The 19,713-nt window shown below is 60.3% G+C and carries 16 protein-coding genes and 1 pseudogene; 10 read left to right on the top strand and 7 right to left on the bottom strand.

Annotation, left to right across the window (positions count from 1 at the left end; genetic code table 11):
- Positions 1-357 precede the first annotated feature (357 nt).
- Positions 358-645: pseudogene (locus tag BUB78_RS10540) on the bottom strand (helix-turn-helix domain-containing protein); the annotation flags it as partial.
- Here BUB78_RS10540 and BUB78_RS10535 point away from each other — a divergent pair.
- Positions 585-1,340, top strand: coding sequence for a Hint domain-containing protein (locus BUB78_RS10535; protein WP_084732829.1), 756 nt, complete (start codon positions 585-587; stop codon positions 1,338-1,340). The pseudogene BUB78_RS10540 and the gene BUB78_RS10535 sit on opposite strands and share 61 nt — an antisense overlap.
- 293 nt (positions 1,341-1,633) lie before the next feature.
- On the opposite strand, the gene BUB78_RS10530 is transcribed toward BUB78_RS10535, so the two are convergent.
- Entirely contained in the window at positions 1,634-2,278 is a 645-nt protein-coding gene (locus tag BUB78_RS10530; protein ID WP_073197921.1) for a hypothetical protein, read from the bottom strand.
- A gap of 527 nt (positions 2,279-2,805) precedes the next feature.
- Here BUB78_RS10530 and BUB78_RS10520 point away from each other — a divergent pair.
- The 4 genes from BUB78_RS10520 (at position 2,806) to BUB78_RS10505 (ending at position 6,750) form a co-directional block, all read left to right on the top strand.
- Positions 2,806-4,560 carry an acetolactate synthase 3 large subunit gene (locus BUB78_RS10520; RefSeq protein ID WP_073197917.1) on the top strand — a complete coding sequence of 585 codons (1,755 nt, stop codon included), beginning with the start codon at positions 2,806-2,808 and terminating at the stop codon, positions 4,558-4,560.
- A gap of 81 nt (positions 4,561-4,641) precedes the next feature.
- Entirely contained in the window at positions 4,642-5,202 is a 561-nt protein-coding gene (ilvN, locus tag BUB78_RS10515) for an acetolactate synthase small subunit (protein WP_073197915.1), read from the top strand.
- Between the two features lie 181 nt (positions 5,203-5,383).
- Positions 5,384-6,541, top strand: coding sequence for an aromatic ring-hydroxylating oxygenase subunit alpha (locus BUB78_RS10510; protein WP_073197912.1), 1,158 nt, complete (start codon positions 5,384-5,386; stop codon positions 6,539-6,541).
- A complete protein-coding gene (locus BUB78_RS10505) occupies positions 6,538-6,750 on the top strand; it encodes a hypothetical protein (protein WP_073197909.1) in 213 nt (70 codons plus the stop codon). The genes BUB78_RS10510 and BUB78_RS10505 overlap by 4 nt, the downstream gene beginning before the upstream one ends.
- A gap of 60 nt (positions 6,751-6,810) precedes the next feature.
- Here the strand turns inward: BUB78_RS10505 and BUB78_RS10500 are convergent, their stop codons facing one another.
- The 4 genes from BUB78_RS10500 to BUB78_RS10485 form a co-directional block, all read right to left on the bottom strand.
- Positions 6,811-7,623, bottom strand: a complete 813-nt coding sequence (locus tag BUB78_RS10500) for a DUF2189 domain-containing protein (RefSeq protein WP_073197907.1) — start codon at positions 7,621-7,623, stop codon at positions 6,811-6,813.
- 69 nt (positions 7,624-7,692) lie between these two features.
- Entirely contained in the window at positions 7,693-9,090 is a 1,398-nt protein-coding gene (locus tag BUB78_RS10495; protein ID WP_073197904.1) for an amidase, read from the bottom strand.
- Positions 9,091-9,219: 129 nt separating this feature from the next.
- Positions 9,220-12,681 carry a transcription-repair coupling factor gene (gene mfd / locus BUB78_RS10490; protein ID WP_073197902.1) on the bottom strand — a complete coding sequence of 1,154 codons (3,462 nt, stop codon included), beginning with the start codon at positions 12,679-12,681 and terminating at the stop codon, positions 9,220-9,222.
- A gap of 36 nt (positions 12,682-12,717) precedes the next feature.
- The gene (locus BUB78_RS10485) at positions 12,718-13,245 is read right to left on the bottom strand and encodes a component of SufBCD complex (RefSeq protein WP_073197900.1); all 528 of its coding nucleotides are present in this window, start codon (positions 13,243-13,245) and stop codon (positions 12,718-12,720) included.
- A 121-nt stretch (positions 13,246-13,366) separates the two neighbouring features.
- Between BUB78_RS10485 and hemB the strand changes: the two genes are divergently transcribed.
- Together hemB and BUB78_RS10475 are read left to right on the top strand one after the other, a co-directional pair.
- On the top strand, positions 13,367-14,368 hold the full coding sequence (gene hemB / locus BUB78_RS10480) for a porphobilinogen synthase (protein ID WP_073198056.1): 1,002 nt from the start codon (positions 13,367-13,369) through the stop codon (positions 14,366-14,368).
- Positions 14,369-14,494: 126 nt separating this feature from the next.
- Positions 14,495-15,055 carry a lipid-binding SYLF domain-containing protein gene (locus BUB78_RS10475; RefSeq protein WP_073197898.1) on the top strand — a complete coding sequence of 187 codons (561 nt, stop codon included), beginning with the start codon at positions 14,495-14,497 and terminating at the stop codon, positions 15,053-15,055.
- A 60-nt stretch (positions 15,056-15,115) separates the two neighbouring features.
- Here BUB78_RS10475 and BUB78_RS10470 read toward each other — a convergent pair whose 3' ends face one another.
- Positions 15,116-15,385 carry an usg protein gene (locus tag BUB78_RS10470; protein WP_073197896.1) on the bottom strand — a complete coding sequence of 90 codons (270 nt, stop codon included), beginning with the start codon at positions 15,383-15,385 and terminating at the stop codon, positions 15,116-15,118.
- A gap of 190 nt (positions 15,386-15,575) precedes the next feature.
- Here BUB78_RS10470 and gyrA point away from each other — a divergent pair, with 190 nt between their 5' ends.
- From gyrA to BUB78_RS10455, 3 genes are all read left to right on the top strand, one after another.
- On the top strand, positions 15,576-18,356 hold the full coding sequence (gene gyrA, locus BUB78_RS10465) for a DNA gyrase subunit A (RefSeq protein ID WP_245813437.1): 2,781 nt from the start codon (positions 15,576-15,578) through the stop codon (positions 18,354-18,356).
- Between the two features lie 155 nt (positions 18,357-18,511).
- Positions 18,512-19,093, top strand: coding sequence for a hypothetical protein (locus tag BUB78_RS10460; protein ID WP_073197891.1), 582 nt, complete (start codon positions 18,512-18,514; stop codon positions 19,091-19,093).
- Between the two features lie 78 nt (positions 19,094-19,171).
- On the top strand, positions 19,172-19,522 hold the full coding sequence (locus tag BUB78_RS10455; protein ID WP_073197889.1) for a DUF6614 family protein: 351 nt from the start codon (positions 19,172-19,174) through the stop codon (positions 19,520-19,522).
- The last annotated feature ends 191 nt before the right edge of the window (positions 19,523-19,713 follow it).

Here is a 19,713-nt window from a genome sequence, read left to right as displayed (position 1 = left end):
CGGTGAATGGACCGCATGCAATCCAAATCCTGATACACATCGCTGGCGTTGCGGCCCTGTTGATCTGGTCCGTGCGCTTTGTCCAGTGTGGATGGCTCCTTTTTTGCAAGTACCGTTTTTTGTGGATGGGGTCTTGTCAGAAGCAGTCTTGTGTTCGACCTGTTAGCGCGACGTACATGGCGGCTGGCCCAGATGGTTTCCACCAGCCAGGTCCCATTCCGCACATCGAACAGCAAGCGTTCAGGGCAAAGCACGGGGCGTCTTGGTTTTAGGGCTGACAAAATTCCATCACTTCACTGGTCTTGCAAACTCTTGTTTCTGCGTTGGTGCGTTCACCCTGCTAGCCCGACCGCAGCGCGCGATAGATTGTGCGGCGCGATATGCATTCCGCCCACCGTTGCGATGAACTTCCCGGCTGATCGTCGACGGCGACCGCTTCAAGATCCTCGCAATGGCGCGAAACGAACGCTTGGCTGCAAGTCCACGCGAAATCTCCTCCCTTTCGATCAGGCTTAGCGCAAGACGGGGCCTCTTGCGATCAGGTGGCCGGATGCCACCGGTCGCTGCAAGGTGAGGAAAGACCGATGAAGACGCACGATCAAAACAACGCCCAATCGAACTCATCGACTCTCCGCTTTGCCAGCGATACGGGCACGGTCGAGGAAGGCAATGGTGTTTTCAACATTCACACCTCGAATGTGGTTGGCTTTGCCAAAGGCACCCGGATCATGACTCCGACCGGTGAGGTGCCGGTCGAGAGTTTGAACACGGGCGATCTGGTTGAAACGTTAGATGGTCGCGCCCGTCCGGTCCGGATGATTGTCCATCGAAGGCTGGACTTTGACCATGATGATGACGCACATGAACCAATCGAGTTCAAGCCGGGCAGTCTGGGTCCTGGTTTGCCGAAGCGCGCTCTTTGCGTGTCGCCGCAGCATCGCATACTGATCACCCCGACCGTCACGGAAAATCGGCAAAGCGCGGTTGGGCAATTGGTGGCGGCCAAGGGGCTATTACACCATCACGGTCTGCGCCAGAAAAACGGCTGCAAGGCGGTCGAGTATCTTCACCTGATATTCGATCAGCATGAGGTGATCTTTTCCGAGGGTGTCGCAACGGAATCATTTTATCCCGGGCCTGTTGCGGTTGGGACGCTGGACCAAGCAGCCAAGAGCGAACTAACCTCGATTTTTCCTGAACTTTTCAAGGTCGACCGTGAACCGCTGGAGCCGGTCCGTCAGCTTGTTGGAGCTGGAAAAGCGAAACGACTTTTCCCAAGACCCAGCACGCTGGCGACTGTAAGTCGAAACAGGAACCTGCCTTCTGTTGTATTGCACTGAGGGCGAAGGCTCTGTCTCGATCCTCCCTGTGAGCTTGCAACTGGTCAGCAGTTTTATCCGAAAAGCTCGGAGCACACCAAATTGATGCAACTGTACACTCTCGTCGCTAAGTGGTCATTTTAGCATTGCGCCGCCTTCCTACCTTTGGGCTCAAGCAAGACCTTCGCCGCGCCCGGCAAGACCGTCCGGTTTTTCATTTGGGTCAGTTTTTGACGTGACGGTCAAAGGTATCTGCCGTTCGACAACAGGATAGGCGCGCCGGACCTGCTGGCGCGCCATTGATTTTGTTGGCCTCAGTCAGCCGCAAAGCAATAGAGCAGGCCCGCGCCGCCGATGCTTGCAAGGTTCTCCTGCGAGCAGTCGCGCGAGGCATGCGCCGAATTCCACGACACATTTCCGCCGCCGTGCCGGTCGCTATGGCCGACCTGCGCGCTGCCTTCGCCATTGCTGGTCCAGTTCCCACAAGTGTGATTGGCGGGATCGCTCGGGAAATAGGCCATGCCATCGGCCATTGATCCGGTCAGCACGTCATGCACGTTCGGGCTATCGCCATAGCCGTTGATCTGATTGCCGTTCTCATCGACCGCCGTGCGTTTCTTGAGGTTCGCCATGACATGCAGATCGTCAAGGTCGCTGGCGATCAGTTCACCATGGGCATTGTACCAAGGGCCAATGCCGATCCGGTAGCGCGCCGAGACGCCACGCTTGCCCTCGGCCTGCGTGCTCAGGTACGCGCGCCAGTCGCGTCCGGTCGATCCAGCCGGAGTGGCAAGCGCGGCGCAATGGGCGTCCGCGCCTTCAAGGCCGCCAAGATTGGCACCATCGCCCAGCCCGGTGCTGGTGACGAAAAAGCCCATCGGGTACTCTTGCGCGGTGGCGGGCATCAGCCCGGCCAAGAGCAAGGCCCCGGCCAATGCAGTGATCCTGCGTTTTGTCATATCACTCTCCTGTCCAATGCTGGCGCGCCCGGTCGTTGATCGTGACGGCAGTCAATTGAGGTCAATCTATCGCGGGGCCGCGGCCCTTGATGCCGCCCCGTACCCCGACCCTAGCCAGCAGCAGCGCGCGATCCAAAGCAATACGTCGAGAGGTATGGTACAAAACACGCCATGTTGGACGCCGCGCCGTGACCCTGCGCAAACCGTGACTCTTGCGGCAAAAATCGGGCCTGCTCTGTAAAAATGCGCGGAAAATCACGGATCGCGGCCAGCCCGCGCAACAAATGCAAAGATTTCACCCCGTTTTGCGACATTTTATCGGCCAAATCGGGTTGACGCCCCCCGTCACCAGCCATAATGTCTCGCACACGCAGCAAAGGAGTCGCCGCATGGCAAACCTAGTCGTACCGTCAGGTAAATGGCGCATGGGCCGGTAAGGCACCCATAATGGAACCCCATGCGCCCCCGGATCAAACCGGGGGCTTTTTTATGCGAATTGAGTTGATGTCATATACGGAGCAAAGCACATGACACGTCAGATGACCGGAGCGAAAATGGTGGTTCAGGCCCTCAAGGATCAGGGCGTGGACGTCGTCTTTGGCTATCCCGGAGGGGCTGTGCTCCCGATTTATGACGAGGTGTTTCAGCAAAACGACATCCAGCATATCCTCGTGCGCCACGAACAGGGCGCGGTTCATGCCGCCGAAGGCTATGCCCGTTCAAGCGGCAAGCCGGGCGTTGTGCTTGTGACCTCGGGGCCCGGTGCCACCAATGCGGTGACCGGCCTTACGGACGCGTTGATGGACAGCATTCCGATCATCGTTCTGACCGGCCAGGTGCCGACCTTCATGATCGGCACCGATGCCTTTCAGGAGGCCGATACCGTTGGCATCACCCGCCCCTGCACCAAGCACAACTGGCTGGTGAATGACACCAAGGACCTGTCGAACGTTCTGCATCAGGCGTTTCACGTGGCGACAAGCGGTCGCCCCGGCCCGGTTCTGGTCGATATCCCCAAGGACGTGCAATTCGCCAGCGCCGAGTACACCCCGCCGCAAAAGGCCCGCACCAGCCATTATCAGCCGCAGGTCAAGGGCGACATGCAGTCGATCACTGATCTGGTGGCGGCGATGGAAACCGCCAAGCGGCCGGTGTTTTATACCGGCGGCGGCGTGATCAACTCCGGCCCCGCCGCAAGCCAGCTTTTGCGCGAGTTGGTCGAGGCGACCGGCATTCCGATCACCAGCACCCTGATGGGCCTTGGCGCCTATCCGGCGAATGGCGAACATTGGCTGGGCATGTTGGGCATGCACGGTCTCTACGAGGCCAACATGGCGATGCACGGTTGCGATCTGATGATCAATATCGGGGCGCGCTTCGACGACCGGATCACCGGGCGCCTGGACGCGTTCAGCCCGGATTCGATCAAGGCGCATATCGACATTGATCCCAGCTCGATCAACAAGGTGATCAAGACCGATATCCCGATTGTCGGCGATATCGCCCATGTGCTTGAAGATCTTCTCCAGGTCTGGAAATCACGCGGCCGCAAGGTCAACCGCGAGGGCATCCAGAAATGGAGCGCCAAGATCGCCGAGTGGAAAAAGGTCGATTGCCTGCGCTTCGAGCAAAAGGGCGCGGTGATCAAGCCGCAGCATGCCCTCGCGCGGCTTGAGGCGCTGACCAAGGATCATGATCGCTATATCTGTACCGAAGTGGGCCAGCATCAGATGTGGGCGGCGCAGTATCTTGGCTTCAACGATCCCAACCGCTGGATGACCTCCGGTGGGCTTGGCACCATGGGCTATGGTTTTCCGGCCTCGATCGGGGTGCAGATGGCGCACCCCGACGCGCTTGTGATCAACGTCGCAGGCGAGGCGTCGTGGCTGATGAATATGCAGGAAATGGGCACCGCGATGCAATACAAGCTTCCGGTGAAACAGTTCATCCTCAACAACGAACGCCTTGGCATGGTGCGCCAGTGGCAACAATTGCTGCATGGCGAGCGCTATTCCTCAAGCTGGTCGGAATCGCTGCCTGATTTTGTCAAGCTGGCAGAGGCGTTCGGCGCCAAGGGCATCATCTGCAAGGACCCCGCCGATCTTGATGACGCGATCATGGAAATGATCAATCACGACGGGCCGGTGATCTTTGATTGTCTGGTGGAAAAGCATGAAAACTGTTTCCCGATGATCCCGTCGGGCGAGCCGCACAACAAGATGCTTCTGGGTGACGCCTCGACCAAGGGCGCAATCGGATCAACAGGCGCGGTGCTGGTGTGACACCCGTTTTCTTTTAAAGAAAACGGTCCGGAATTTTTTGAAAATTCCGGCGCCAGGCCACCGGAACAAAGGAAAAACGATATGTCACCACTGCACATCAAGAAGGGCTCGAACAAACATTCGGCCTATAATCTGCGGCCAAACTTTTCGGACACCACCGAGCGTCACACGCTGGCCGTCCTTGTCGATAACGAGCCCGGCGTTCTGGCGCGGGTGATCGGGCTGTTTTCCGGGCGCGGCTATAACATCGAAAGCCTGACAGTGGCCGAGGTCGATCACACCGGCCATACCAGCCGGATCACCATCGTCACCACCGGCACGCCGCAGGTGATCGAACAGATCAAGGCCCAGCTTGGCCGCATCGTGCCGGTGCATGCGGTGCATGACCTCACCGTCGAGGGCCCTGCCGTCGAACGCGAGCTGGCCCTTCTCAAGGTCGAGGGCGAGGGTGACAAACGCGTCGAGGCGCTAAGGCTTGCGGATATCTTCCGCGCCAATGTGGTCGACAGCACGCTCAACAGTTTCGTCTTTGAAATCACCGGCGCGCCGGACAAGATCGACGCCTTTGCCGAATTGATGCGTCCGCTTGGCCTGATCGAGATCGCGCGCACCGGCGTCGCCGCCCTGCCCCGCGGCCTCTGAACCGACTCATCATGACATAGCAAAAGCGGGGTCTTCGGGCCCCGCTTTTCTCAGGCAGGGTCGGGTTTTGCCCCTGGGCCCGCTAAATTTGTCGCCTTGAGGAAATTCGGGTCGCAGACAGGCGAACACTTGGGATCCATCCGCGCAATCGTTTTGCCAATGATTGACCCGGAGATCCAAAATGACTCAGTTGACTGATCTGTCAAACGTAAGCGCCAGTGTCGATACGGCCAATGGCCTGCCCAACGCGCATTACATTGATCCCGCAGTGTTCGAAGAAGAAAAGCACGCGCTTTTGTTCTCGCAATGGGCCGGGCTTGCGGTGGGCGCCGATGTGCCGGAACCGGGCGATGCCAAGCCGGTGGAGTTTCTCGGCATGCCGCTTCTGCTGATCCGCGACAAGGATGGCGATGTGCGGGTGTTTCAGAATATCTGTCGCCATCGCGGCATGATCCTTGTGGAAGAGCCGCGCAAGATCGAAGGCGCCATTCGCTGCCCCTATCATTCATGGTGCTATTCGACCAAGGGCAACCTCGTGAGCACGCCGCATGTGGGGGGCCCCGGCCATAACACCCACGACGCGATCAAGCGCGACGAGCTTGGCCTTAACGAGGTGCGCAGTCATATCTGGCGCGACGTGGTCTGGATCAACGTGTCTGGTGACGCGCCCGCCTTTGAAGAGGCGATGTCGGATATTATCGAGCGCTGGAAAGAGTTTGACCTGCCGATCTATCACGGCGGCCATGACAGCCGGTTTGAACTTGAGGTCAACACCAACTGGAAGCTGGCGGTCGAAAATTACTGCGAGAGCTATCACCTGCCCTGGGTACATCCCGGCCTTAACAGCTATTCCAAGCTAGAGGATCATTATCACATCGAAAAGCCCGGCGCGTTTTCCGGTCAGGGCACGATGGTTTACCGCCAGCTTACAAACGAGAACGGCGAGACATTTCCCGATTTCGAAGAGGTTGGTAGCAAGTGGAACGAACAGGCCGAATATATCGCGGCCTATCCGAATGTTCTTCTCGGTGTGCATCGCGATCATGCCTTCGCGATCATTCTGGAACCCAAGGCAACGGATCGCACTGTCGAGCATATTCACCTTTATTACTCGGTGCCCGATAGCGATGAGGGCCTGCGCGCGCGCAATACCCAGCTTTGGAAAACCGTGTTCGAGGAAGACATATTTGTTGTCGAGGGCATGCAAAAGGGGCGCCATGCGACCTATTTTGATGGCGGTCGGTTCTCACCAGTGATGGATAGCCCGACGCATTGCTTTCACCACTGGGTGGCAAGCAAGGTCGGCACGCATCGCGGGATGGCGAAGGCGGCCGAATGAGCGATCTGCACGACCAGATGTTGGCGGCCCATGAGGCGCGGGATCAGATGGCTCTGATCTCGCTCTATGCAGCGGCGGCCGAGAGTGCGAATGATCTTGATGCGGCCTGCTTTTTCCTGACCCATGCCTATGTGTTTGCGCTTGAGGCAGGGGCCCCACAGGCGCGCGATCTGCATGCGCGCCTCAAACGCCACGGGCGCGAGGCCTGACGCCTGCCGCCCAAGAAAATTCGCCGCATTTTCTTGGGTCCGCATGTCTTTCGCGTCGGTTTATGAGCCGCTGACCGCTGACTGGTCGGCGACCTCCCCTGCCGCACAGATCAGCCGGTAAAGATGCCATGTGGCATGCCCCAACAAGGGTAGCACGATAAACAGCCCCAAAAACCCCGGAAGCAAGGCGAGAAAGGTCAGCACCGCAATCATCACGCCCCAGGCCAGCATCGGCACCGGATTGTGCAGGACCACCTCAAGGCTGGTCAGCATCGCGGTCACGAAATCCACCTCGCGATCCAGCAAAAGCGGCAGGGAAATCACGGTAATCGCATAGATGAACAGCGCGAAAACCGCGCCCACGGCCGTGCCGACTGTGAGCATGCCAAGACCCTCTGGCGTAAGATAGACCTCAAAGGACGACGACACATTCGTCATCTTCGAAAGCCCCAGAAACAGGGCAAAAATCATATGCGCCAGAAAGAACCAGAACAGGAACACCATGATAATGATCGCACAGATCGACGGCAACTGACGCCGCCGCTGATGGGCGATCACGCCCATCACCTCCGAGGGCACAAGCGCGCGCCCTTGCTCAAGGCGATGACTGACCTCGTAAAACCCAACGGCGGCAAAAGGTCCGATCAAAGGAAAGCCAACGGCCGCGAAGATAAGCCAATAACTTTTTCCCGTGCTCCAGGTAACCCCGGCCATGACAAGCCCCACAGCCACATATACGCCTGCAAAAACAATTGCATACCCCGGCGCACGCCGCATGTCCCCCCACCCCCGGCGAAGCGCTTCGCCCAGCATGGCAAAACGCACCTCGCCCATCTCGGTACGCCCAAGCGGCTTGATCTCATTGGCTGGCATCTCAATATCTCTCCCGATTTTGGCTGAGGTTAGCCAAGGCCGCACCCGCCGCAAAGATGTAACTCAAACTCAGCTTAGCACAGGGGGCCGCCTTGTCGGCCAAAGCGTCGCCTCGTGATAGGCCTGCGCCAGTTCCAACAAGCGCGCATCACCGCCGCGCCGCCCGATAAGCTGAATCCCCATCGGAAGGCCATCTGTGCCAAATCCCGCGGGCACCGCAACCGCAGGCAGGCCCGCCAATGAAGCCGGCACCACGACCTCCATCCAGCGGTGATAGGTATCCATCTGGTGGCCCGCGATCTCTTTGGGATAGGTCCAATCGGCCGGAAACGGCCAGACCTGCGCCGTCGGCAGAACCAGTGCCTCGTATGTCTCAAACAACCGCGCGGCGGCGGCAAACCATCCGCTGCGGATGACGCTCGCCTTATGCACCTCCAGCGCGCTCAACCGTTGGCCCTCTTCCACCTCCCAGATCGCCTCGGACTTCAAGCGCCCACTCTCCAGCAGCGGCGACAGATTGGCCGACACCGCCCAGTGGCGCAGGGTGACCCAGCTTTGCCAAAGCGCGTCGCGGCTGAACGGCGGCTGCACCGGCTCGATTGTCACGCCAAGCCCCTCGAACACGCGCAAGGCCTCGTCCGATAGCTCCAGAATACCCGCCTCAAACGGCAAGGCCCCGCCCCAATTGCCAAGCCAGCCGATCCGCGCGCCCTTGGCCTCTGGCCTGATATGGCTCAGATCCGGCACCGGCATGCCATGCGGCTGGCGCGGATCAGGGCCCGCCATCACGGCCAATAACCGCGCCATGTCGCGCGGGCTGCGCGCCATCGGGCCGTTGGTTGAAAGCTGATGCAAAAACGTGTCGGCACGCGGCTCGCTCGGAACCAGAGACCAGCTTGGGCGCATGCCATAGACATTGCACCATCCCGCCGGATTGCGCAGGCTGCCCATCATGTCCGACCCGTCCGCGAGGCTCAGCATGCCCGCCGCCAATGCCACAGCCGCCCCGCCCGACGATCCGCCACAGGACCGCGCCGCATTATAGGGGTTGCGCGTCACCCCGTGCACCGGGTTGAAGGTGTGGCTGCCAAGCCCAAACTCGGGCGTGTTGGTCTTGCCGATAAAAATCGCCCCCGACGCGCGCATCCGCGCCACGTGCAGATCATCCGTCTTCGCCACCTGCCCGGCAAATAGCGGCGAGCCCTGCGAGGTCGGCAAGCCGGCCACATTGGCCAGATCCTTAACCGCCATCGGAAGCCCATGTAGCGCGCCGCGCATCGGCGCCGCATCCGCCGCGCGCGCCTCTTGCATCAAAACGTCTTCATCGCGCAGATCGACAATCGCATTGAGCGGGCCATTGCTGGCCGCTATCCTCTCAAGAGTCGCCCGCATCAACTCCTGCGCGCTGACCTCTTTACGCTCCAGCATCGTCAGCAGATCGCCCGCCTCACGCCCCGTGATATCCATCCCGCGTCCCCCTCTGTCAGATCACAGGCTAGGGCCGCCCCCTCCAGAGCACAACAGCCGGTTTCTTCTTGCTGAAAATATCCCGGGGGACTCGCGGCACGCGATGGGGGCAGCGCCCCCTGCCCGGCCTCATACCTTCGCTGAGGCCCGTTTCTTTTCCGCGATGACCTTTTCCGCCAGATCGCGGGCAATCGCAAAGGCGCCCTTGATACGGTCGGTTTCGCCCTTCCAGTCACGGCGCACGACGATCTTGTTGTCGCGCACCTTGGCCAAGCCACGCTGATCGCTGATGAACTCGACAAGCCCCTGCGGCGAGGCGAACTTGTCGTTGTGAAACTGGATCGTCGCGCCCTTGGGGCCGCCGTCAAGCTTGGCAATCCCGGCGCGTTTGCACATCGCCTTGATGCGCACCACCAGCATCAGCATGTTGACCTCGCGCGGCAGCTTGCCGAAGCGGTCGATCAACTCGGCGGCGAAGCCTTCAAGCTCGACCTTGGTCTCCAACCCGCTGAGGCGGCGATAAAGCCCGAGGCGCACATCAAGATCGGGCACAAAGGCCTCGGGGATCAGAACCGGCACGCCAAGATTGATCTGCGGCGCCCATTGTTCATCGGCTTCCGAGAGGCCCTCCATCTGGCCAGAGCGGATTTTGGCAATCGCCTCTTCCAGCATGGATTGATAAAGCTCATAGCCGACATCGCGCATCTGCCCCGATTGCTCTTCGCCCAAGAGATTGCCGGCCCCGCGAATATCAAGGTCCTGACTGGCAAGCGTAAAGCCCGCGCCAAGCGTATCAAGGCTCCCCAACACACGCAGGCGCTTTTCGGCCCCCGGCGTCAGCGGCGCGCGCGGCTTGGTGGTGAGATAGGCATAGGCCCGCGTTTTCGAGCGCCCGACCCGGCCGCGGATCTGGTAAAGCTGGCTCAGGCCGAACATATCGGCGCGGTGGATGATCATCGTGTTGGCGGTCGGGATATCAAGGCCGGATTCCACGATCGTGGTGGCCACAAGCACATCGTATTTGCCATCGTAAAAGGCGTTCATCCGGTCATCAAGCTCGCCCGCCGCCATCTGGCCGTGGGCGATGACATAGGTCAGTTCGGGCATCTGGGTGCTCAGGAACTCTTCGATTTCCGGCAGATCGCTGATCCGGGGCACCACATAGAACGACTGCCCGCCGCGATAATGCTCGCGCAACAGGGCCTCGCGGATGGTGACGCTATCGAACTCGCTGACATAGGTGCGGATCGACAGACGGTCGACCGGCGGCGTGCCGATGATCGAGAGATCCCGCACCCCCGAGAGCGACAGTTGCAGGGTGCGCGGGATCGGCGTCGCCGTCAGGGTCAGCACATGCACATCCGAGCGCAGCTGTTTGAGGCGCTCTTTATGGGTCACGCCAAAGCGCTGTTCCTCGTCGATGATCAACAGCCCGAGGTTATGAAACCGGATCGCCTTGGCCAAAAGAGCATGGGTGCCGATGACGATCTCGACCGTGCCCTTGGCCATCGCCTCGCGGGTCTTGGCGGCCTCGCTTGCCGATACGAACCGCGACAACGGGCGCACCGAGACCGGAAACCCGCGAAAGCGCTTGGCGAATTCCTGGTAATGCTGGCGCGCCAAGAGGGTCGTGGGGGCGACAACCGCCACCTGAAGGCCCGACATCGCCGCCACAAAGGCCGCGCGCATCGCCACCTCGGTCTTGCCAAAGCCGACATCGCCGCAGATCAGACGATCCATCGGCCGCCCGCTTTCAAGGTCGCTCATCACATCCGAGATCGCCGCCAGCTGATCATCGGTTTCCTGATAGGGGAAGCGCGCGGCAAAAGCCTCCCAGGCGTGATGTTCGGCCTCGATCGCGGGGGCGCGGCGCAGCGCGCGTTCGGCCGCCACCCGGATAAGCCGCTCGGCCATCTCGCGGATGCGTTCCTTGAGGCGGGCCTTCTTGGCCTGCCACGCCCCGCCGCCAAGCCGGTCCAAAAGACCATCGTCATGGCCGTATTTCGACAAGAGTTCGATGTTTTCGACCGGCAGGTAAAGCTTGGCGGTCTCGGCATATTCGAGCACCAGACATTCATGCGCCGCCCCGGCGGCGGTGATCACCTCAAGCCCAAGATAGCGGCCAATCCCGTGATCCACGTGCACGACAAGATCGCCCGCGCTCAGGCTTTGCGCCTCGGTCAGGAAATTCTCGGCCTTGCGCCGCCGCCCGGCCGAGCGGATCAACCGCTCGCCCAGCACATCCTGTTCAGCAATTACCGTCAGGTCGGGCGCTTCAAAACCGTGCTCCAACGGCCAGACCGCAAGATGCAGGCCCCGTTTACCAATCCGGCGCGCATCCGTCACGGTCACCGCGCCAATCAGGCCCTCATCTTCAAGCAGCCCCTCAAGACGCTCGCGCGCGCCTTCGGAATAGCTGGCGACCAGCACCGAGCCCTTGGCAAGTTTTGCTTCAACATGATCCTTCAGCGCGCTGAAAAGATTTATGTTTTCCTGCTGGCGCTCGGGCGCGAAATTGCGCCCGATGCGCCCGCCTGCATCAATCACCCCCGGCCCCGTGGCCTGGGGCAGCGGCACCAGTTGCAACACCCGGCGCGCATAGGTGGCCTTCACCCAGGCGGCATCGTCAAGATAGAGAAGCCCCGGCGGCACGGGTTTATAGACCGTGTCACCACGCGACTTTTGGCTCAGGGCAAGATGACGGGTCTCGTATTGATCGGCGATGCTGTCCCAGCGGGCGAGCCGGGTCGGCGTGACCTGATCATCAAGGCTGATCGTGGCCTCTGGCAGATAGTCAAACAGCGTTTCAAGGCGGTCATGGAAGAACGGCAGCCAATGCTCGACACCGGCGTGTTTGCGCCCCGCGCTGACCGCTTCATAGAGCGGATCATCGGTGCCGGCCGCGCCAAATTCGATGCGGTAGTTCTGGCGAAAGCGGCGGATCGCGGGTTCGTCAAGAATGACCTCGCTGACCGGGGCAAGCTCGATAAGGTCAAGCTTTTCGGTGGTGCGCTGCGTGGCCGGATCAAAGCGGCGCGCGCCGTCAAGAATATCGCCAAAGAGATCAAGGCGCACCGGCCCGCCCTCGCCCGGCGGAAAGATGTCGATGATACCGCCGCGCAGGGCGTAATCGCCGGGTTCGGTCACCGTCGGGGCCTGGGTAAAGCCCATGCGCACAAGGAAGTTGCGCAGCGCCGCCTCGTCAACCCGCTCGCCGACCCGCGCCGAGAAGGCCGCATCGCGCAAGACTTCGCGCGCCGGAAGGAACTGGCTCGCGGCGTTGAGCGTGGTCAGAAGGACAAAGCGCTCGGGCATGCCATGCACCAGCCCCGCCAGCGTCGCCATCCGCGTAGCCGAAATATCGGCATTGGGCGACACCCGGTCATAGGGCAGGCAATCCCAGCCCGGAAAGGTCACCACCGGCATGTCGGGGGCAAAAAACCGCAGAGCGGCGGCCATCGCCGCCATCCGCTTGTCATCGCGCGCCACATGCAGCAGAGGGGCGCCGGTCTTTTCGACCTCATTCAGCAAAAGCGCGGCGTCAAAGCCCTCGGGCGCTCCGCCGACGGTGATATGGGTCGCAGATGTCATGCCAGTCTAACCTTCATGGCCGGGTGCGGGCCTTGCCTAGCCCAGAACGCCGGCGTTCATGTTTTGATACATGCCCCACATAGCGGTCATGAACAACGAGACCACACCGATCACCTGAATGATCAGGCGATGCCGGGTGAGCCGCTTGATCAGGGCCGCGCCAGACAGGGCCTCGGCCTGAATGCGCGTCGCGGTGCGCACCGACAAAAGCCCGACCAGAGTCAGCGGCATGCCCAGCAAGAACACGGCCTGCGAGAATTCGTTGTCATAGACAAAACCCAAAAGCACCAGAACCGTCATGCCAAAGGCGACCATCCCGGAGAGCAACAGCCCTGATTCGTGGGCAATGAACAGAATCCGGTTGGTGTTGATGCGCACCATGTCCTCAAAGTCGATGATGCTTTGTGCGTTTTTGCCCTTATGAGCACGCACAGCCATATCCCATGGCACGCCAAGCACCCAATGGCTTGCCGTTGACCAGGTCACGGCAAGGGCGATCCAGAACCACAGGTTGCTGAAACTGCGAAAGTCGATCAGGTCGAAAACGTTTTGATACCAGTCCACGACATAGCCTTTTAACCATCAACATCGTCCCTCTTAGCGCCGCTGCACGGTAATTCCTACCCTTGAGATGCGCTAAATTCCGTGGCACTCAGACAGTATCGCTCATCCAGAAAGATTGTTCATGCGCCCGACACAAGCCCCCTTTCCCGCCACCCGCCTGCGCCGCACACGTCAATCGCCCTCGATCCGGGCGCTTGTGGCCGAGAATACGCTAACTGCTGCCGATCTGATCTGGCCGGTGTTCGTGCGCGATGGCGAGGGGGTCGAAGAACCGGTGCCCTCGATGCCGGGCGTGCAGCGGCGCTCGATCGACAAGGTGGTCGAGGCCGCGCAGGAAGCGGCCGATCTTGGCATTCCGGCGATCTGCCTGTTTCCTTATACCTCTGCGCAAAACCGCACCGCCGATTGCGCCGAGGCCTGGAACCCCGAGAACCTGAGCAACAGCGCCACCCGCGCGATCAAGGCGGCGGTACCGGGCATCACGGTGATGACCGACGTGGCGCTTGATCCCTATTCGGACACTGGCCATGACGGCTTTGTGGTGGATGGCGAAATCATCAATGACGCCACCGTCGAGGCGCTTGTGAAGCAGGCGCTGTCACAGGCCGAGGCGGGCGTCGATATCATCGGGCCGTCGGATATGATGGATGGGCGCATCGGCGCCATCCGCGGCGCGCTTGAGGCCCAGGGTCACCACAATGTGATGATCATGTCCTATGCCGCCAAATATGCGAGCGCCTTTTACGGGCCGTTCCGCGATGCGGTTGGCGCCTCGAACGCCCTCAAGGGGGACAAAAAAACCTATCAGATGAACCCCGCCAACACCGATGAGGCGCTGCGCCTTGTCGAGCGTGATCTGGCCGAGGGGGCCGATATGGTGATGGTCAAGCCCGGCATGCCCTATCTGGATATCTGTCGGCGGGTAAAAGACAATTTCGGCGCGCCGACCTTTGCCTATCAGGTGTCGGGTGAATACGCGATGATCATGGCCGCCGCCCAAAACGGCTGGATTGATGGCGACCGGGCGATGCTTGAAAGCCTGATGGCGTTCAAGCGGGCGGGCTGTGACGGGGTGCTGAGCTATTTCGCGCCACGGGTGGCCCGCGCTCTGGCGCAAGGCTAGGCGGTTTACGCAACATCCCGCGCAGGGCCGCAATCTATAGTGACAGGGCGCGCCTCTGCCCCTATAGTATGTGGCAGACCGGTATGACAAAAGACCGGCCCCCAAAGGCAACACACAGGCAATGACATGAGCATTCTGACAAGACGTAGTTTCACATTGGGCCTAATGGCGGGCACACCGCTTTTGGCGGCATGTGGCAATGGCGTGGGCAGCGGCGGCGCTGCCAAGATCGACGCGCGCGTCGATGCAACGATCAACCATATGTATTCCAGATATCCCAACACCCGCACGCTTGCCGATAAATCCACCGGCATGCTTGTCATGCCGGTCATGACCGAAGCGGGCTTTCTCGTGGGCGGCGGCTTTGGTCGTGGCGCACTTCGCGTGAACGACGTGACGGTCGACTACTATTCGGCCACAAAAGGAAGCTTCGGATTGCAAATCGGCGCGCAGCAGTTTGCGCATGTGCTGTTTTTCATGACCGAAGACGCGCTTCAACGCTTTCGCCGGTCCTCTGGCTGGGCCGCAGGGGCGGATATCGAATATGTGTTCAACGACACCGGCGAAAACCTGCGGGCGGAAACCACCACATCGGCCTCTCCCGTGGTCGCGGTCATCTTTGGCCAGGCCGGAGCGATGGCCGGCGTGTCGCTTGAAGGCATGAAGTACAGTCGCATCATCCCGTAACGCGGATCAAGTATGCCCCACCCTGCACGATATTCGCAGGGTGGGTGAAACCCACGCGCGTCAATGCAGCGTAAATTCGCCCACCACATTGCGCCACTCGCCCGGCGCGATCAGCTTGCGGTGGGTAAAGCGCACCGAATGCAACGGGCCATCAAGCTCGCGCTGCCAGAACTCGATGAAATCGAACAGCTTGGGGTGGTCCGGCGCCAGATCGTAATCCTGCCAGGTATAGCTGTTGAGGACGTTCTGATAATCCGGCATCCGATAGAAAAATTCCGCAGTAGTGAGCCCGTATCCCTTCAGCATCAATTCAGTCTCTGACATCTGCATTTTGTGCTCCTAAAGTTACCTGCAGAATCATGATGCCTGAAAGAAATTACTTTTCAATAAAAACAGTGTGTTATCACTTATGTTTGGCGGCTGCCAAGCGGCGGGACGCTGGCCCATTGCACCCAATATCCTGCCTCTGATATAGTGGTTACAACTAAATATAGACCCAATGCACAGGATGGGAAAAACCGTGAGCGATACGCCCCAACCCCCTGAAGATACAGAAGAAAACCTGCCTGAACGGCCGGTGTACGACGGGCCGACGATCTCGATCGAGGAAGAGATGAAAACATCCTACCTCGATTACGCGATGAGCGTGATCGTGAGCCGCGCGATCCCCGATCTGCGAGACGGGTTGAAACCGGTGCATCGACGCATCCTTTATGCGATGTTCGAGGGTGGAAATACCCACGACAAGCCCTATCGCAAATCCGCCCGCGCGGTCGGCGATGTGATGGGTAAATACCACCCGCATGGTGACAGCGCGATTTATGACGCCCTTGTGCGGATGGCACAGGATTTCTCGATGTCGCTGCCGCTGCTGGATGGGCAGGGCAACTTTGGCTCGATGGATGGCGATAACGCCGCCGCGATGCGCTATACCGAAGTGCGCATGGACAAGCCAGCCGCCTACCTGCTGGCCGATATCGAAAAAGACACGGTCAACTTTCAGGACAACTATGACGGCAAGGACCGCGAGCCGACGGTTCTTCCGGCGCGCTTTCCCAACATGCTGGTCAACGGTGCGGGCGGTATTGCCGTCGGCATGGCCACCAATATTCCGCCGCATAACCTTGGCGAGGTGATTGATGCCACGCTGGCGCTGATCGACAACCCCGATCTGGAAAGCGAAGACCTTATCGAATATGTGCCCGGCCCCGATTTCCCCACCGGGGGCATCATGCTTGGCCGCACCGGCGCGCGCAAAGCCTATCTTGAGGGGCGCGGCAGCGTCATCATCCGCGCCAAGACCCGCGTCGAGGAAATCCGCAAAGACCGCTATGCGGTGGTCATCGACGAGATCCCCTATCAGGTCAACAAATCCACGATGATCGAGCGGATCGCCGAGGCGGCGCGCGACAAGAAGATCGAAAACATCGCCCACGTCCAGGACGAATCCGACCGCAACGGTGTGCGCGTGGTAATCGAACTCAAGCGCGATGCGACGCCGGATGTTGTCCTCAACCAATTGTACCGCTTCACGCCGATGCAGACCTACTTCGGCTGTAACATGCTGGCGCTGAATGGTGGCAAGCCCGAACAGCTTACGCTGCACCGGTTCCTGTCGCTGTTCATCACCTTCCGCGAAGAGGTGGTTGCACGGCGCACCGCCTATGATCTGCGCAAGGCGCGCGAGCGGGCGCATGTTCTGTGTGGTCTGGCGGTTGCCGTATCCAACGTGGATGAGGTCGTGGCGACGATCCGATCCTCGGCCGACGCCGCCGAGGCGCGTCAAAAGCTGATGGAGCGGCGCTGGCCTGCGGGTGATATCCTGCCTTATATCGCGCTGATTGATGACCCGAGCCATCCGGCCAATGACGATGGCACTTATAACCTGAGCGAAATTCAGGCCCGCGCGATCCTTGATCTGCGCCTGCAACGCCTGACCCAGCTTGGCGTCAAAGAGGTCACCGACGAGCTTCAGGACCTGGCCGGCAAGATCAAGGAATACCTTGCCATTCTCGCCAGCCGCGAGCGGATCATGCAGATCATCGCCGACGAGCTGCGCGAGGTAAAAGAGCTTTTCGCCGTGCCGCGCCGCACCCAGATCGTCGACTGGTCCGGCGACATGGAAGACGAAGACCTGATCGAGCGCGAAGACATGGTCGTGACGATCACGCAAGGCGGCTATATCAAGCGCACCGCGCTCAACGATTTCCGCGCGCAGAAACGCGGCGGCAAGGGCCTTTCGGGGATGTCGACCAAGGACGAGGATGCGGTAACCACCCTCTTCGTGGCCAATACCCATACCCAGCTTTTGTTCTTCACCACCGATGGCATGGTTTACAAGCTCAAGACATGGCGTTTGCCGCTTGGCGGGCGCACCTCGAAGGGCAAGGCGATCGTCAATATCCTGCCGATTCCGCCGGGCGTGTCGATTGCCGCGATCATGCCGGTGGATCGCCCCGAGGATGAATGGGACGATCTTCAGATCGTGTTTGCCACTTCGGCGGGCGATGTGCGGCGCAATGCGCTGTCGGATTTCACCAATGTGAAACGCAACGGCAAGATCGCGATGGACCTGCCCGAAGGGGTTGAGTTGGTTAATGCGCGCATCACTTCGGAAGACGACGATGTGATGCTGTTCACCAATTCGGGCCGCGCCATCCGTTTTCCAAGTACCGCTGTGCGGGTCTTCAAGGGCCGCAAATCGACCGGTGTGCGCGGTATTCGTTTGAGCGGCACAGATCGGGTTGTGTCGATGTCAGTGATCAGCCATTTCGAGGCAACCGCCGACGAACGCGCCGCCTATCTCAAGATGCGCCGCGCCCTGGCCGGTGTGACCGAAGAGGAAGCCGGTACCGATGAAGAGGCCAATGAAAACGCCAGCATCAGCGCCGAGCGTTACGCCGAAATGTCCGAGGCCGAGAACCTTATCCTGACCATCAGCGCCAAGGGCGCCGGCAAGCTCAGCTCGAGCCATGACTACCCCGTGCGCGGGCGTGGCGGCATGGGAGTGATGGCGATGGACAAGGCGATGCGCGGTGGCGAGCTTGTGGCGTCCTTCCCGGTCACGCTTGAGGATCAGATCATGCTTGCCACTTCCAAGGGACAGTCGATCCGCGTGCCGGTCAAGGGCATTTCCTTCCGCTCGCGCAGCGCTGGCGGCGTCAAGGTCTTTGACACCGGGCGCGGCGAAGTCGTGGTCAGCGTCGCCTGGATCGCCGATCAGGGCGACGAGGACGAGGTCAGCGACCTTGAGGTCGACGCAGAGGCCATCGCAGAGACCGGAGACGACGCCGAAAGCTAAAACAGCACGTCCACTATGAGTTGACCCCGGAGAATCACGGTTTGGGCCGAATTTCGCCCCATTAACCATGAATATCCGGGGTTTATCTTTGCGCGTTCCGGTTGTGCCTGTCTCAGCTCATTTTTCGCGCCCTCACTGCACAGGGACTTCGCCCCATGAGCCTTAAACCCCGGTTTTCCATTGACCAGGCCGGTCTGAACCTGATCCGCATCGTGATCGGATCATATTTCATGGCGCTGTCGATTGGCCTTGTGGCGGGGCTTGATCCGGCGGCGATTTTCACGCCGCTGATGCCGGCCTTGCTCGCGGATATTCTTGGCGGGACGACAATGTTTTTCCTGAGTGCCTGTTTCATGGCGGGCGTGCAGCTTCGGCTTGTGGCGCTCAGCCTCGCGATTTTCGTCTTTTCCAACAGCCTGACGCTGAACATGCTGCATGTCGTACCGGGGTCGGTATCGGCGTTCTGGCGTGATCTGACGCTGACCTGCGCGGTGCTTTTGTCCTTTTCGAGCCTGAGCGGCGCGGCCCTGCGCCGTGCTTCGGTTCTGGCGCATCGGGCAAGGCTGCGGCGCGCGCGCAAGACAGAGGTCAACCCGCGCCGTATCACCCTGCCCGCGCGTGGCAAACGTCCGATCCAACAGGAAATTCGCGGCGCCCTGATCGCGGCCAAGCTGATGCGGCGGCCGCGAAACGCACAGGACGAGCCGGAAATCCTCAATATTTTCGCGAATCTGTGAAATCTGCGGCGGTTAACCGGCTGTCAAACCTTCTGGGGCAGGATGCGAGCGACCTTATGAGCCGCAGGATAGCGCCAGATGAACCTTTATTGTTGCATGATCGACCTGAAACAGGATGCCAAGGCGCTTGCCTTTGCCGCCGCGCTGGATGCCTGGATGAGCCATCTGCAAACCCATGGGGCGATCGGCAAGTGGCGGCTCTATCGCAGCAAGTTGAACCTTTCCGCCGACGCCTATCGCGACTTTCTGCTCGAAATCGAGGTCGAGGATCTGTCGCATCTGGATCGCGCCTTTCGCCTCACTGGCAAACATGACGACGAGACCGCGCAACTGCATGACCGCGTTCATTCACAGATTGCGCGGGCCGATTTTGCCCTCTACCGCCCCTACCCGGACCCCGAGCGCGCCGAACGCATGGCGCTGGTCTAGACGACCATCGCAGCACAGCGCTACGTCGCGTGGCTTGTCTTCACGCACCCCCTTTAGGTTGGCCTGGTGTCACCGGCTTGCCAAACAGATTTACCACCGCACCAAAGAGCGGCTGTTGCAGGCCTGCGGGACGCGCGGGAGACCGACCATATCCATGTGCGGAGCGCCAGCCCGCTCAAGGCCCGGCCTGA

It is taken from the genome of Roseovarius marisflavi (assembly GCF_900142625.1).
GTDB lineage: Bacteria > Pseudomonadota > Alphaproteobacteria > Rhodobacterales > Rhodobacteraceae > Roseovarius > Roseovarius marisflavi.
This window is presented reverse-complemented; position numbering and strand designations above follow the sequence as displayed.